The sequence below is a fragment of the Cesiribacter andamanensis AMV16 genome (genome assembly GCF_000348925.1).
In the GTDB taxonomy this organism is placed as follows: domain Bacteria; phylum Bacteroidota; class Bacteroidia; order Cytophagales; family Cyclobacteriaceae; genus Cesiribacter; species Cesiribacter andamanensis.
Map to the genome: position 1 here is coordinate 1 of NZ_AODQ01000019.1, position 15,035 is coordinate 15,035.

The 15,035-nt window shown below is 46.4% G+C and carries 18 protein-coding genes; 17 read left to right on the forward strand and 1 reads right to left on the reverse strand.

The genetic code is table 11. From position 1 onward, the window contains the following. Window positions 1-66 precede the first annotated feature (66 nt). The 3 genes from ADICEAN_RS05345 to ADICEAN_RS05355 all read left to right on the forward strand — a co-directional run bounded on the left by ADICEAN_RS05345 (window position 67) and on the right by ADICEAN_RS05355 (window position 2,754). Window positions 67-768, forward strand: a complete 702-nt coding sequence (locus tag ADICEAN_RS05345) for an acylneuraminate cytidylyltransferase family protein (protein WP_009194520.1) — start codon at window positions 67-69, stop codon at window positions 766-768. Window positions 769-841: 73 nt separating this feature from the next. Beyond that, complete coding sequence (locus tag ADICEAN_RS05350) at window positions 842-1,708, forward strand: class I SAM-dependent methyltransferase (protein ID WP_201766016.1); 867 nt, start codon at window positions 842-844, stop codon at window positions 1,706-1,708. Window positions 1,709-1,764: 56 nt separating this feature from the next. Beyond that, the gene (locus ADICEAN_RS05355) at window positions 1,765-2,754 is read left to right on the forward strand and encodes an NAD-dependent 4,6-dehydratase LegB (RefSeq protein ID WP_009194522.1); all 990 of its coding nucleotides are present in this window, start codon (window positions 1,765-1,767) and stop codon (window positions 2,752-2,754) included. 58 nt (window positions 2,755-2,812) lie between these two features. Here the strand turns inward: ADICEAN_RS05355 and ADICEAN_RS05360 are convergent, their stop codons facing one another. Continuing rightward, on the reverse strand, window positions 2,813-3,121 hold the full coding sequence (locus ADICEAN_RS05360) for a hypothetical protein (protein ID WP_009194523.1): 309 nt from the start codon (window positions 3,119-3,121) through the stop codon (window positions 2,813-2,815). A gap of 160 nt (window positions 3,122-3,281) precedes the next feature. Here ADICEAN_RS05360 and ADICEAN_RS05365 point away from each other — a divergent pair, with 160 nt between their 5' ends. The 14 genes from ADICEAN_RS05365 to ADICEAN_RS05420 all read left to right on the forward strand — a co-directional run bounded on the left by ADICEAN_RS05365 (window position 3,282) and on the right by ADICEAN_RS05420 (window position 14,946). Then, window positions 3,282-4,109 carry an ABC transporter permease gene (locus ADICEAN_RS05365; protein WP_009194524.1) on the forward strand — a complete coding sequence of 276 codons (828 nt, stop codon included), beginning with the start codon at window positions 3,282-3,284 and terminating at the stop codon, window positions 4,107-4,109. Between the two features lie 2 nt (window positions 4,110-4,111). Further along, entirely contained in the window at window positions 4,112-5,338 is a 1,227-nt protein-coding gene (locus ADICEAN_RS05370) for an ABC transporter ATP-binding protein (protein WP_009194525.1), read from the forward strand. Beyond that, on the forward strand, window positions 5,325-5,981 hold the full coding sequence (locus tag ADICEAN_RS20960) for an FkbM family methyltransferase (protein ID WP_009194526.1): 657 nt from the start codon (window positions 5,325-5,327) through the stop codon (window positions 5,979-5,981). Before ADICEAN_RS05370 ends, ADICEAN_RS20960 begins: the two co-directional genes overlap by 14 nt. Window positions 5,982-6,007: 26 nt before the next feature. Then, window positions 6,008-6,370: a hypothetical protein gene (locus tag ADICEAN_RS22275; protein WP_152426322.1), complete on the forward strand. Its 363-nt coding sequence runs from the start codon at window positions 6,008-6,010 to the stop codon at window positions 6,368-6,370. After that, a complete protein-coding gene (locus tag ADICEAN_RS23840; protein ID WP_394330744.1) occupies window positions 6,333-6,629 on the forward strand; it encodes a glycosyltransferase family 10 domain-containing protein in 297 nt (98 codons plus the stop codon). Before ADICEAN_RS22275 ends, ADICEAN_RS23840 begins: the two co-directional genes overlap by 38 nt. An 8-nt stretch (window positions 6,630-6,637) precedes the next feature. After that, window positions 6,638-6,964 carry a hypothetical protein gene (locus ADICEAN_RS05380; RefSeq protein WP_040396320.1) on the forward strand — a complete coding sequence of 109 codons (327 nt, stop codon included), beginning with the start codon at window positions 6,638-6,640 and terminating at the stop codon, window positions 6,962-6,964. Window positions 6,965-6,977: 13 nt separating this feature from the next. Beyond that, a complete protein-coding gene (locus ADICEAN_RS20965) occupies window positions 6,978-7,922 on the forward strand; it encodes a glycosyltransferase family 2 protein (protein ID WP_009194527.1) in 945 nt (314 codons plus the stop codon). A 218-nt stretch (window positions 7,923-8,140) separates the two neighbouring features. Continuing rightward, complete coding sequence (locus ADICEAN_RS05390) at window positions 8,141-8,773, forward strand: hypothetical protein (RefSeq protein WP_009194528.1); 633 nt, start codon at window positions 8,141-8,143, stop codon at window positions 8,771-8,773. Window positions 8,774-8,830: 57 nt separating this feature from the next. Continuing rightward, entirely contained in the window at window positions 8,831-9,748 is a 918-nt protein-coding gene (locus tag ADICEAN_RS05395; protein ID WP_009194529.1) for a hypothetical protein, read from the forward strand. Next, window positions 9,745-10,551: a glycosyltransferase family 2 protein gene (locus ADICEAN_RS05400; protein ID WP_009194530.1), complete on the forward strand. Its 807-nt coding sequence runs from the start codon at window positions 9,745-9,747 to the stop codon at window positions 10,549-10,551. The genes ADICEAN_RS05395 and ADICEAN_RS05400 overlap by 4 nt, the downstream gene beginning before the upstream one ends. 14 nt (window positions 10,552-10,565) lie before the next feature. Next, on the forward strand, window positions 10,566-11,441 hold the full coding sequence (locus ADICEAN_RS21715; RefSeq protein WP_161622664.1) for a glycosyltransferase family 2 protein: 876 nt from the start codon (window positions 10,566-10,568) through the stop codon (window positions 11,439-11,441). Window positions 11,442-11,444: 3 nt separating this feature from the next. After that, complete coding sequence (locus ADICEAN_RS05410; protein WP_009194532.1) at window positions 11,445-12,572, forward strand: glycosyltransferase family 4 protein; 1,128 nt, start codon at window positions 11,445-11,447, stop codon at window positions 12,570-12,572. A 23-nt stretch (window positions 12,573-12,595) separates the two neighbouring features. Continuing rightward, complete coding sequence (locus ADICEAN_RS05415; protein ID WP_009194533.1) at window positions 12,596-13,489, forward strand: glycosyltransferase family 2 protein; 894 nt, start codon at window positions 12,596-12,598, stop codon at window positions 13,487-13,489. Continuing rightward, a complete protein-coding gene (locus ADICEAN_RS05420) occupies window positions 13,486-14,946 on the forward strand; it encodes a lipopolysaccharide biosynthesis protein (protein WP_009194534.1) in 1,461 nt (486 codons plus the stop codon). The genes ADICEAN_RS05415 and ADICEAN_RS05420 overlap by 4 nt, the downstream gene beginning before the upstream one ends. The last annotated feature ends 89 nt before the right edge of the window (window positions 14,947-15,035 follow it).

A 15,035-nucleotide genomic window follows, 5' to 3' on the forward strand; every position in this document is an offset into this window, starting at 1 on the left:
AATGGCATGAAGCAGCAGGCCAAATTCAGACCAACCGCCACCCCATAACAACCTTACCCGACAAAAATGAAAACACTCTACCTCATCCCCGCCCGGGGGGGGTCCAAGGGCATCCCCGGCAAGAACCTGAAGCCCTTTTTCGGCAAGCCGCTGATCGGATATGCAATCGAAACGGCCCTGGCCTGCTCCGGGAGCCCGGCGGATATTTGCCTTTCAACGGATGATGCGGCCATTGCGGAAGTAGGGGAAAAGTGGGGGCTCGAGGTGCCTTTTCTGCGCCCGGCCGAGCTGGCCACCGACGAGGCCGGTACCTATCCTGTGCTGCTGCATGCCCTGGAGCAGATGGAGCAGCTGCGGGGCTGCCACTATGAAGTGTTGGTGCTGCTGCAGCCCACCTCGCCTTTCCGCACTGCCCGGCATGTTCAGGAAGCCCTGGCCCTGTATGGGCCCGGTTTGGACGGAGTCGTATCGGTGCAGGAGGCCGAAAGCAACCCCTATTTCACCCTTTTTGAAGAAACTAGCGAAGGCTGGCTCCAGAAAAGTAAAAAAGGTATCTTTGTCCGGCGGCAGGACTGCCCCAGGGTCTGGGAGCTCAACGGAGCGGTCTATGTGCTCAAGGCCGAGTCCCTCCGGAAGTATCAGAGCCTGGCCGAGTTCCAAAAGCTGCGTCCCTATGAAATGAGCCGCCTGGAATCCGCCGACCTGGATACCCCTCTGGACTGGAAATGGGCCAAGCTGCTGGTGCAGGAAGGGCTGGTAAGCCTTTAATTGTTCGTTTGCTTTAGATATGAAAGAAATGCATGCCCTGAGATATTACTTCGAGGACATAGCCCGCTGTGCCATGTGTGGGGATGAAACCAGTGGTCATAAAGTGCTGGGGCAGCGCATGAATAAGTCGCAGGGGCTCAACCCGAAAGCAAATTCCGGCATTACTACCTCGGTTCTGCAGTGCACCAACTGCAAACTCATCTACAGCAATCCTCAGCCCATACCCTTCGATATCCAGGACCATTACGGAGTGCCTCCGGAAGCTTATTGGAAAGAAGAGTATTTTACCCACCATCCGGAGTATTTTGCTTCTGAGATTGCGATTGCCAAACGCTTGCTTCCCGAGCAGCAGGGACTCAAAGCCCTTGATATTGGTGCCGGATTGGGCAAATGCATGCTTTCGCTTCAGAATGCCGGCTTCGATGTCTGGGGGTTGGAACCCTCCATCCCCTTTCGGGAAAAAGCCATTGACAAGATGGGCATCCGTGCAGAAAGGCTTTCTCAGGGCATGATGGAAGAGCTGGACTATCCGGCTTCCTTTTTCGATTTCATCACTTTTGGCGCAGTGCTGGAGCATCTTTACCAGCCGGCAGCCAGCATCGAGCGGGCGCTTGGCTGGCTGAAGCCGGGCGGCATCATTCAGATAGAAGTGCCATCTTCAGAACATTTTATGCCCAGCCTGCTCAATTTCTATTACCGGCTCAAAGGAACCAACTATGTGACAAATCTCAGTCCCATGCATGAGCCTTTTCATCTCTACGAATTCAGCCTGCGCTCTTTTCAGGAGCTAGCCAAAAAACTTCCTTTCGAGATTGCATTCCACGAGTATCATGTGTGCGATATCTTCCACATCCCCAAAGTCCTGCACCCGCTCTTCAGCTGGTATATGGCCAAAACCAATAAAGGAATGCAGCTATCGGTTTGGCTGCGAAAGAAATAAGCACAGGGGGTTGCACACAGATACAAGCGTAAAGAGAATGACCAGTTGCCGCTAAAATGAAAAAAACAGTACTCGTCACCGGCGCCGATGGCTTTATTGGCAGCCACCTCACCGAATACCTGGTCGCCCAGGGCTATAAAGTACGTGCCTTCGTCTACTACAACTCCTTCAACTCCCGGGGCTGGCTGGATACGATCGACGAGAAGGTAAAAGCCGAGATCGAGTTCTTTGCCGGCGATATCCGGGACCCCAATGGCGTGCGTACCGCTATGGAGGGTATCGAGGAGGTATACCACCTGGCCGCCCTCATTGCTATCCCCTATTCCTACCACTCGCCCGACAGCTATGTGGACACCAACATCAAAGGCACACTCAACGTGCTGCAGGCCGCCCGCCAGCTAAACACGCAGCGGGTGCTGGTCACCTCCACTTCGGAGGTCTATGGCACGGCCCAGTATGTGCCCATCGACGAGAAGCACCCCTTCCAGGGCCAGTCGCCCTACAGCGCTACCAAGATCGGCGCCGACCGCCTGGCCGAGTCCTTTTACCGTTCCTTCGATCTACCCGTTACCATCGTGCGGCCCTTCAATACCTACGGCCCCCGGCAATCGGCCCGGGCCATCATCCCCACCATCATCAGCCAGCTGCTGGCCGGGGTGGAGGAGATCAGGCTGGGCGATCTGCGGCCCACGCGGGACCTGGTGTATGTTCAGGATACCGTACGGGGCTTTCATGCCATTGCCAAGTCAGCCAAAACGATTGGAGAGGAGATCAATATCGCCACCCAGCAGGAGATCTCCATGGGCGAGCTGGCACAACAGCTTATTCAGCTCATCAACCCCCAGGCCCGCATTGTGCAGGAGCAGGAGCGGCTGAGGCCCGAAAAGAGTGAGGTATTTCGCCTGCTGGGGGCCAATGAAAAAATCAAGCAGCTAACGGGCTGGCAGCCGGAGTGGGGGTTGGAGAAGGGGTTGGAGGAAACGGTGGGCTGGTTTCGGGAAAAGGGGAAGGGGAGTGGATACCGGGCCGATCAGTTTGTGGTGTAAAAAGACTGGCTTTTCAATTTGTTAAGGGCTGGTCCCCCAGGAGGTCTTATTATGCCTCCTAAAAAGTAAGCTTGCTGATCCGCTCCTTGTATTCTTCCTCCGAAATCAGGCCTGAGGTCTTCAAGAGCTGCAGCTTCTGGGCTTCTTCCAGCTGCTTGTCGGGCAGGGGCATAGCCACATCCTCCTGCGGTTTGTAAAAAAGCAACATGAGCAGGCCTATGGCAGGGGTCGCCAGCAAACAAATCAAAAAGGTAAGCCGTACATGCCCGCCCCGCTCTCCAATAGCCGATGCAATCAGCCAGCAGCCCAGGAGATAAAGCCCAAAAAATAGGAGCATAAAGCCGGTGTCCAGTAAAAATGCATGCATAGGAGCAATGAATTAATGTAGTTATAAAGATAATTAATTGTTTTTAAAATACTATTTATTGCCTGCTATTTGTAAAGTGTTTCTCTCATCTGGGCTGTGTGATATATTAAGGATAAAGTAGTAAATTTGAGATTCGAGGATACTGCTTCTTAAATTTGCTATGCAAAGAACTGTTGTTGATGCCGGAAAGGGGAAGCTCTCGCTGAACCTGCGGGAGCTGCTGCATTACAGGGACTTATTCTGGGTACTGGCCTACCGTGATCTGCGGGTACGCTATGCGCAGACCTTTCTGGGCCTGTTCTGGGCCTTTATTCAACCGGCCGCTACGCTACTTATCTTTACCGTGGTTTTTGGCATGGCTGTGCAGGTAGATACGGGAGGTATACCTTATCCTGTATTTGCCATTGCGGGCATGTCGGCCTGGGCCTACTTTGCCTTTGTGCTCAATCAGTCGGGCAATTCCATCATTGGCGCCCAGGAAATGGTGAAAAAGATCTATTTTCCCCGCCTGGTGATCCCCCTTTCCAAGGCGGTTGTAGGCTTTGTGGACTTTGTTGTTGCCCTCCTGTTTATGGCCGTGCTGATGCTGATCTATGGGGTGACGCCTTCAGTCAACATTGTTTATTTGCCCTTCTTTATCCTGCTTACCATCATATCGGCGCTGGCCGTAGGCATTTGGCTCAGTGCCCTTACCATCCGCTACCGCGACTTTCAGCATGTGGTGCCCTTTTTGGTACAGTTTGGCCTCTATGCTACCCCCATTGCCTATCCGGCCAAGACCATCATTGCCAGCCTGCCTGAGTGGGCAGTTGTTCTCTATTACCTTAACCCCATGGCAGGGGTAGTGGAGGGCTTTCGTTGGTCGGTCCTGGGAGTAGATGCCCTTTCAGTCTATTCATATATCTCGTTTGGCCTGATCGCTCTGCTTTTTGTGAGTGCGCTCTTTTATTTCAGAAAAGTTGAACGGGTAATGGCCGACATTGTCTAAACATGAGTGATATAGCCATACGTGTAGAAAACCTGGGGAAGCGCTACCAGATAGGCCAGGCGAAGAGCGGCGACCTACGGAGCAGTTTCTCCGGCTGGATTAACAGGCTCACCGGAAATAGGAATGGCCCGCTGGAGGCGCAGACAGAAAAGGAATTCTGGGCGCTCAGGGACATTAATTTTGAGATCAGGCGGGGAGAGGCCGTCGGCATCATTGGCCGAAACGGAGCGGGCAAGAGTACCTTATTGAAAATCCTCAGCCGCATTACCGAGCCTACCACCGGGCGCTATGAGATTAATGGCCGGGTGTCCTCTCTGCTGGAAGTGGGTACCGGTTTTCATCCGGAATTAAGCGGCCGGGAAAACATTTATTTGAACGGCACAATCCTGGGCATGAAGCGGCGGGAGGTAAAAGCCAAATTCGATGAGATAGTAGCTTTTAGCGGAGTAGAGAAATTTATAGATACTCCGGTAAAGCACTATAGCTCGGGGATGAAGGTGAGGTTGGCCTTTTCTGTAGCAGCGCACTTGGAACCAGAGATCTTGATTATTGATGAAGTGCTGGCCGTGGGGGATGCTGAATTTCAGAGAAAATGTCTTGGGAAGATGGATGAAGTGAGTAGGGAAGAGGGGAGAACCATTGTTTTTGTTAGCCATAATATGAACGCTGTTCAAAATATTTGTTCCAAAGGGGTGTTTTTGCATAATGGTTTGATTGAATATAAAGGAACAGCATTAGAAACCATTACAAATTACCTTAAAAAAGATTCAAATATTAGCTATAATAACAAATTCAATTATCAGCTGAATGAGTATTGCTCGTTAAATAAATTTACTTTTAGCGATGAAAATGTAGAGTTATTTGGGAATATACTCTTTAATATAGTTTTAGAAAGTAAAGTAATTAATCCTATTTCTAGCGTAGCTCTTCTTTTTTATAATCAATACCAAGAAAGAATTGCCATTATTGACCTTAGAGATAGTCGATTACACAAAATAACTACTGATGGAAGTCTTGTTAATATTTCAGGAGAAATAGAGAGTGTGCCATTTGTTGAAGGAGAATATAGTATTGGTTTATATATAGCATCTAATTTGTGCGTAGGTAACTTTACAGATTTACTAAAAATACATATAGTTGGTGCAAAAAGCTCAATGGCTCCATATCCAGTCAATGTAAGAGGAATTGTAGAATTGAAATCAAAGTTTGAAGTAGATGACAAAGCATAAATTTTATTCTCAATACGGACAAGATCAATACATATACCAGAAATTTTTCAAAGGTCAAGAATCTGGATTTTTTATTGAGATTGGAGCTAATGATGGCATAACTTATAGTAATACTTATTTCTTTGAGAAAGAATGTGGATGGAATGGATTATGTATTGAACCACACCCCTCGGCTTATGCTAAGTTGGAACAAAATAGGAATTGTTTAACTATGAACATCTGTGTTTCGAATAAGGTAGGCATAAACGAATTTTTAAAAATTGAAGGTTATGCTGAGATGCTAAGTGGGCTGAATGAAAAATATGACGACGCACATATTGAGCGAATAAATAATAGCATCCAAATTCACGGAGGAAAAAAAGATATTATAGAAATTCCATGTAAACGCCTTGATCAAATTTTGGATGAAAACAATATATCGAAAGTAGATTTTTGTTCGATTGATACAGAAGGCGGTGAATTAGAAATAATTGAATCTGCTGATTTACATTATCGAGATATAAATGTATTTACTATTGAGAATAATTATTTTGGGGATGATCTGAAAAAGATGATGGCTAAATATGGTTATAAACAAGTAAATAAGCTTGTCTGTGATGAAATATATGTGAGAAAGAGAAAAAGATTCTGGTTCTTTATTTGATCAGTTAGTGGCTAGGAAATATCAATATGAGAGTTTTGGTAGTAAAGAGTTGGGGGTATCCTAATATTAAGCAGCAGACTCCATTAGGTGATGGGATATGGCGAGATATGGAGTTTATTTTTGTAAATAAGAATGATGAAATACCTGATTTGGAATATGATTACCTAGTAGTATTAAGTTTTCCAGTAAGAGATCTAGCATTAAATATTAACAAGAAAAATACTCTTTTATTAACACAAGAACCTCCATATGATGCATTCATGTGGTTTGAAGAAAGATTTAAGTGTTTCAATACGGTATTAACTCAATTTCCCGTAACAAGTAGTAATATAATCTCAAGCCATCCCCTGTGTGCCTTGGTGGGTAGGGAAAGATTATTCATATCTTAAGTCTTTGAATTACAAGGATGTTTTTAAAACCGATAGTATCTCATGGATTACTAGTAATAAAAGATTTGTTCCAGGGCATGATAAGCGGTTGAATTTTTTAGAGTACTTAAGAAATAGGTTAACTTTTGACCTATATGGTAAGGGGTTTAAATCTATTGACACCAAGTGGGATGGATTGGTTAATTATGAGTACTCAATTGCAGTTGAAAATGGGGTATTTGGAAATTATTGGACTGAGAAGGTAGCGGATTGTTTTTGAGTTTTACAATGCCGATTTATTATGGGTGTCCTAATCTGGCAGATTATTTTCCTAAAGAAGCATATATAGAAATAGATATAGAAAAACCTGATGAGGCATTAAGTATTATTTTAGAAGCAGTAGCAAATAAGAGATGGAAAAAAAATATAGATGCTATTGTACACGCTCGAGAATTACTCCTTGAGGAATATCAGTTCTTTCCGTTTTTGTCAAACTATATTAAAAAAAATAAATCTAATGGGCCTAAAGAACTATATTCAGTTAAAGCTTTACACTGGCCAGCTAATACTATCAAACAATCTTTTGTAAGAAGAATTTTAAACAAATTCATGTGATAGACACTATATTATGAGTGTTCAGCCTTTAGTTTCTATTCTTATACCTGTATATAACACGGAGATGTTTGTTGAAGATGCAATCAGATCTGTCTTAAACCAAACATTCAGGAACTTTGAACTTATTATACTGGATGATGCATCTACAGATAAAACATATGAGATATGTAATTTGTATGCCAATAGTGACCCAAGAATTAAACTTTATAGGAATAATGTGAATATTGGCATGATGCCAAATTGGAATAAAGGGCTAAAATTCTGCTCTGGGTTATATTTTGCAAAATTAGATGCTGATGATGTCTGGGAGCCCACAGTTTTAGAGCATTGTATAAGGATTTTAGATAGTGAGAAGAATGTAGGAGTTGTTACTGGTAATTATATTCTTATTAATGAAAAAAATGTACCAATAAACGTTCTCTTGGACAAAGCTCCAGCCTTTGCACTTAACAATGCTTTTAGATGCATAGATTTGGTTAAGCTTGGGCCAGATGGTATATTTCAATATAATATATTAAAGCAGGGCATTGGGTTGATCCGTAAAGAATTAATAGACAGGTATGGTGAATTTTCTCTTCATGATTCCGGAGACATTGAAATGTGGTATAGATTAGGGTGCCATTGCGAAATCTTTCATATTGATACTCTTTTTCTAAAACATAGGAAATGGCAAGGGAACTTCACAAAAACTGAAGTGGTTGAGAAAAATAAGTTTGAAAAAAATTTGTTTGAATTAAGACTCTTAATCTTCAGTTATTATAAGGAGCAAGGGGAACTAGATTCTTTTTTGCTTAAAAAGTTCTTGAATAGAAGTAAATTACTCTATAACTGGCACTTGCAATATAAATATAGATCTGAATATAAACCATTCCACTCGTTGTATGTATTGATCGAGAGTTTGATGCTAGATTATAAAAGTACAATTCGATTGATTTATGACAGGGTGAAAACGATGTGAGTTACTTTTAATATTAGTCTTCCCTTTGTCATTCACAGGTAATGCAGCATATACATGCAGTACTAAAAAAGAAGAAAAAATACCCTGAAATACATTTAAGTCAGTCTTATATGGAGTTGATTTTTTATACTATTTTACTCGTAAGCATCTTAGACCAGAACCTAGCATAGAATGAAGTCTGTTCTTTTTATCACATTTATTTAGTAAATTCTTGGAAAATGATAACTAAGGAATTACTTCAGGAAGTGCCTCAAGATGAAATTGTTATTAATGTTTCCTTTGACTTGAGAAAATTATACTTGATCCCTTTTGCTTATATTTATCTAAAAATAAATTATCCTAAAATTGTTAAAATCTTTATAACTCAGAACAATTCTAATTACGGTGAAATTTTAGGACTTGAAAAATTTAGAAGTAGAATTGATTTGTCAAGATATAATGTGCTTACATATATACATAGTAAAGGTGTGACAAAGCCTAATTCAAAGCCTGTTAGTGATTGGAGAGCGCTCATGCGATATTTTATTATGCATAAATATGATGATGCTATAAAGGTTTTTGCAAGGGGCTATGAATTATATGGAGTAAATTTGTTTAGGGAAGATGAAAATCCAGCCAATAAAAATATGTACGCTTTTAGGCATTCTAAATATATTTATAGAGGTAATTTTATTATTCTAAATCTTGATAAACTTAGAAGCAAGCTTTGTACTGTTACAATTGATAGGGATTACTATTCTGTGGAAGGCTTATGGGGAAAGCTGACCACTATTGATAAAGCTTACAACGCTCATTCTTCAAGTATCAGTCATTATAATTATGAATATCCTTCGGAAAAATATATTTTGTAGATAATTTTAGCTTTTGAATCCTTAGTATTATCTCCTTTGTGTAAAGCTTATTATGTAATGTCTGATTCGTTAATAATAAAAGTTGGGTTTTGTGTTGCTTATGACTGGGAGTTATTAAAAACTTCACTGCCCTTGGTCTATCCTTATGCTGACAGGATTTGTTTGTCCTTAGATAAGGATCGTAAATCTTGGGCCGGGAATCATTTTGAGTTTAATGAGCACAAATTCAATGGTTTTTTAAAGGAGATTGATAAGGATAATAAAATCTTGCTTATTGAAAAAGACTTTTCTGATACCTGCAGGACTACAAGAGAAAATTGTAATCTTCAAAGAACTGCAATGGCTGAAGCACTTGGTACGGGAGGCTGGCATATCCAAATCGATGCTGATGAATATTTTTTAGATTTTGAGAATTTTGTTAACTACTTAAAAAAACTTCACCCATGTCCTACGGGTAAAGAGAAGCCGTTTAATGTTCTGGCAAATTATGTGCCTTTGATAAAACAGGTGAATGGTGGTTTTTTATATGTTGATTTTCTGAATAGTATTCCCGAATCAGCCCCTTTTGCTACGACAAGTCCCAAGTATGAGAGGGCAAGACATAACGGTTACTTCAATATGATTTCACCCTTTTATGTTGTCCATGAGACTTGGGCACGAAATGAGGATGATTTATGGTTTAAAATCAATAACTGGGGGCATTCTTCTGAGGAGCTGCATGAAGTAAAAAAAAGGAAAAGTTATTTTGATTTATGGAAAGCGCTAGATGAAAATAACTACTTCTATGTGAGGAATTTTCATCCTGCAGTTCCTGTTGCTTGGCCAGCCTTGGATTTTCAAATGGGTACAACTGCTGCAGAGTTTATTGATAATTTTAAGGTTCCTAAATTTCCTGTATCTGATTTTCAGATTAGTCTTAGAAATAGTAGGAATATTGCTAGGCTTAAAATGCTCTATTATAAAATGAAGTCATGAGCATTGCTATCTCAATAATTGTTGTAAACTATAATACTTATAAGCTTACCAGCGCCTGTATTTACAGCATACTAGAACATACTAAGGGAGTAGATTATGAAGTAGTTCTGGTAGATAATAATTCTACCGAGTGTGAACCTGAGCAATTTCTTTTAGATTTTCCCTCTGTCAGATTAATTAAAACAAAAGCTAATTTAGGATTTGCCAAAGGAAATAACCTGGGTATTAAATATGCGAAGGGTGAGGTAATACTACTCGTTAATAGTGATGCCGAATTAACTAATAATGCCGTTAAGATTCTGGCGGACTATCTCACTGCACATACTGATGTGGGAGTTGTAACTGGGAAGTTACGTTATCCAGATGGTAGGCTTCAGCATAACTGTCAGCGTTTCCCAAACTGGAAAGTATCGCTTTTTGAACTCCTGAGACTTCAGAAGGTTTTTAGAAGGTGGGGACAGCGGTGTCTGTTAGGCCCGTTCTTTAGCTATGATCGGTTGCAGGAGGTGGATTGGGTTTGGGGAACGGTTTTTATGTTCAGGAAATCCGATCTGGAAAACTTTCCCAATCAGCAATTACCAGATGATTTCTTTATGTATGGCGAGGACATCCAGTGGTGCATGGAGTTTCGAAAGCGAAACAGGAAAGTTGTTTTTGTGCCACAGGCTGAGATCCTTCACCATATGGGAGGCAGCAGCGCAAATAGCAAAAAATTGATTTTACAGAATACCGACTTGTTTCTACAAAAGTATTATCATCCCCTACACCTTAGAGTGCTGCGGGTTCTCAACAGTCTTCTCTAGCTGTGAAGATATCTGTGATCATACCCACTTTCAATGGCGCACACAAAATACTGACTGTGCTCCATGCGCTTGAGCGCCAAAGCTATCAATGTTTTGAAACGATAATTGTGGTGGACGGATCGACTGACCATACGGTTGCATTGCTGGAAACTGCCAGTGTTGCTCTATCTCCATTTCGGATAGTTGTGCAGGAGAATAAGGGAAGGGCCGCCGTTCGCAATCGGGGAGCCCGGGAGGCAAACGGAGAGTTACTGATCTTTTTTGACGATGATATGCGGCCGGAACCAGATTGTGTCAAGCAACATCTGCTCCATCATGAGCAAGTACCCAATAGCATTGGGGTGGGCATAACGCCTGAAGATCCTGCTCGCTGTATAACAGACGTTCACAGGTATAAGGCTCATCTTTCCTATAAATGGACACGCCCGCTGGTAAATGTTCAGGGCCCCTTGCCTGAACCCCTGGTGTTTTTAGCGGCTGCTAATTTTTCGGTACCAAATAAGCTCTTTCTTGAGTTAGGAGGCTTTAATGAACAGTTGCGCGATGCCGAAGATCAGGATCTAGCCTTGCGGGCAGTGCAGGCGAATGTACCCGTTTATTTCTTAGAGCAGGCTCTGAGCTGGCATGATGATTTCTTTACCCTGGGGCGCTTTATTTACCGCCAAAGAGAATACCAGGCAAACCATAGGCTGCTGGCTCAACTCAATCCAGCATATGCACCACCACCTGCTACAACGCCAGGCAAGGGAAAGCAGGCCCTGCTGGCGCTATTCCGTCACCCCTGGTGGATAAAGGCTATCGACGGTGCAAACCCCTTTAGCCTGCTGCCAAAAAAGCTTCGCTACAAGCTGTATGATGTGGTGGTGTATGCCAATACCCTAAAGTCCTGAGCCGTGGAGAAGCCGGGACTGGTCTATATTATCTCGAATATTGATAAGGCGCTGGCCTTTGAGTGGCTGGCCTGCTCGGAGGCGCTTCGCAGCAGCTATGCCCTACAGTTCATCTTACTGGGTCCCGCGCCTGGCTATCTGCATACGTTTCTTTGCCGGAACCACATCCCTGTGCTCTATCTCCCCTACAAGGGGAAAGGGGCCCTTCCGGTAGTGATCTGGACAATATGGCGGTACCTCAGAAAACAGCGCCCACATATAGTCCACACCCATTTATTCGATGCCAACCTCGCTGGTCTGCTGGCTGCCAGACTCGCCGGCGTTCCCAAACGCATCTATACCCGCCATCATGCTACCCTTCATCATGTCTATTTTCCACGGGCGGTATACTACGATAAAGCGATCAACCGCCTAGCCACCGCTATTGTAGCCATCAGTGGAAACGTAGCGGAGGTGCTGGAGAAACAGGAGGGGGTGTCTCCGGAGAAGCTGCGCCTGATCCATCATGGGTTTAAGCTGGATCAGCTTTCAGCCCCGGATCACCAACGGCTGGAGGCCGTTCGTAGCCGGCACCAGATTCCGTTAACAGCTTCTCCTGTAATAGGTGTAATTGCCCGCTATACCCATTGGAAAGGAATTCAGCACATTATTCCGGCTTTTCAGAAATTGCGAAGCCTATATCCGGAGGCACATCTCCTGCTGGCCAATGCCAAAGGAGATGGGGCTGGCGCCATAAAAGCCCAACTGGCCCAATTGCCCGCTCATGCCTATACCGAGATTGCATTTGAAAAGGATATTCCGGCCCTGTATGGCCTGCTGGATGTGTATGTGCATACCCCTATCGATGCCCATTCCGAAGCCTTTGGCCAAACCTATGTAGAGGCCCTGGCTGTAGGGGTGCCTTCGGTTTTTACGCTGTCCGGGGTAGCTCCGGAGTTTATTCGCCATGAACACAATGCGCTGGTGGTGCCCTTTCAGGATACCGAGGCTATCTATCATGCGCTTGTGCGGCTGCTGGCTGATGCGGCCCTGCGGCAAAAGTTAGTGACGGCAGGCCGGGCAAGTGTGCAGGAATTCTTTACTTTTGAACAGATGGAAGAAAAGCTGCTGGCGCTCTATGCCGGTGGCTGATCCCTATTCCCGCTGTATACACTATGCCGGAGCTGCTGTTTTCCATTGTGATTCCCACCTATAACCGGGCTTCCACGCTCGGCGATACGCTGCGGAGCCTACAGGGGCAGACCTACCCCCACTTTGAGGTGCTGGTAGTAGACGATGGCAGCACCGATGCAAGCGCCCAGGTGGTGGCCCCCTTTCTAACAGATGCCCGCTTCCGCTACCTGCCTAAACAAAATGAAGAAAGGGCCATAGCCCGCAACTGGGGCATTGCCCAGGCCAAAGGGAGATTCATTACCTTTCTGGATTCCGACGACGGCTATTACCCCCGTTGCCTGCAGGAAGCAGTAAATTTTCTGCAGCAGCGCCCCAAGGCAGTCTTCTTTCACCTAGGCTATGAGATAAAGGATACAGCGGGGCGGCTCCTGTATCGCTCCCTGCACAAGGGCGAGCAGCTGAATGAGCAACTGCTGAGCGGTAATTTCCTGAGCTGCATTGGGGTATTCTGCCGGCGGGAGATCCTGGAGCAGGATCGTTTTAACGAATCGCCTGCCCTGATCGGCTCCGAAGACTATGAGCTCTGGCTGCGCCTGGCCGCCAAATACCCCCTCTATTACCATCCGGCCATCGGCGCGTATATGCTGCAGCATGCCCAGCGCTCGGTACTGCGGATCGATAAGTCCCGCTTTGGCGCCCGCATGGAGGCGCTGCTGGAACTGGTAAGCACAGAGCCTGCCATTCAGCAGGCCTTTCAGCAAAAGGGGGTGCAGCGATTTCGCCTGCACACCTACCTCTACTGGAGCCTGCACCTGGCCATGGGCGGCTACAAAAGGGAGGCCCTCCGGAAATTGATCTGGGCGCTGAAAAAAGAGCCTGGGCTTGTGGCGAGTCGGAAATTTTTGGGGATTGCCAAAACACTGATACGTTCATGAGCCTCCGGACCGAAGGGAGATCCAGTGTTTTCTGGGCCAGCATCGATAAGTTCGGGGCCCAGTTCTTCCAGTTTGCCTTTTCGGTGGTGCTGGCGCGCATTCTTACTCCGGAGGAGTTTGGCCTGGTGGGCATCCTGATGGCGGTGATTGCCATCCTGCGTCCTTTTATGGAAGGGGGCTTGGATGCGGCCCTGATCCAGCGCAAACGGGTATCGGTGCGCGACCTCTCCTCGGTCTTTTGGGCCAACCTGCTCTTTTCCCTGCTGCTCACCGGACTGCTCTGGCTCCTGGCCCCCTGGCTGAGCAGCTGGTATGGAGATGCCCGCCTGACAGACCCCCTGCGCGTGCTCTCCCTCATGCTGGTGGGCGAGGCGCTGGCGCTAATCCAGTATGTATGCCTCTACCGGCAGCTGGCCTTTAAAAAACTGGCGCTGGTTACGGGCAGCAGCGTGCTGATCTCGGGCGCCCTGGGGGTGTACCTGGCCCTGCTGGGCTTTAGCTACTGGAGCCTGGTGGGGCGGCAGCTGGCCTACTCGGCCGTAAGCACCGGCCTGCTCTGGGTCCTGATCCGGGCCGATATTCGCCTGCAGCTCTCGCCCGCGCGGGTGCTGCACCACCTGAAGTTCGGCTATACGCTGATGCTGAGCGGGCTGCTCAACAAAGGGGTAGTGCAGCTCTACCCCCTGCTGATCGGCAAGCTCTACTCCCCGGCCCAGCTGGCCTACTACTCCCGGGCCCATGCCACCAAAGACATTCCCATTGTTTCCATCGGGGCCATTTTCAGCCGGGTGTTTTTTCCTATCTTTTCCAAAATGCAGGACGATGCCGGGCGCCTGCAGGGGGCCCTGCTGGAAGTGGGGCACATCCTGCATTTTTCGGTGGTCTGGATCCTGCTGCTGCTGGCCCTGGCCGCCGAAGAGATTGTGCTGCTGCTCTTTACCGAAAAGTGGATTGCCGTGGCGCCCTACCTGCAGCTGGTGGTGCTGGTGGGCCTGTTCCTGCCGGGCTACTCCCTGAATGGCTATGTGCTGGTGGCCCGGGGCCAGCCGCAGCGAATGCTGCAGCAGGAGCTGATCAACAAGGGGCTGGCCGTGTCGCTGCTGGCAGCTACGGTCTGGCTGGGCATTGGCGCCATTATCCTGGGCCATGCGCTGGTGTCCCTGTTTTCTTTTGTGCTGAGTGCCTGGTATGTGCAGCAGAGTCTGGGCCTTTCCCTGGGCCGGCAGCTGGGGTTGTTTTTGCGCTACAGCCTGAGCGGAGGGGCCTGCTGGGGTCTGCTCGCCTACCTGCTGCCGCCCGTAGAGGGGCTGTGGGCCGCTTTTGGCGCTAAACTTGTACTGGGTAGCGGCCTTTACCTTTTTATTGTTACTTTTATAGCCAGAGCGCCCGCGCTGCCCCTGCTGTGGACGCACCTTGCACAGTTTTTAACAAAACAACCGGCTGGCAGCCGGCCCTGAGGGGAGCTGCCAGCCCCATTTGCTTTTTGATTAGACCCTATGCTGAACGCCCCCTGTCGAGTACCGCTACCGGCTATGCTCCTGTCAAC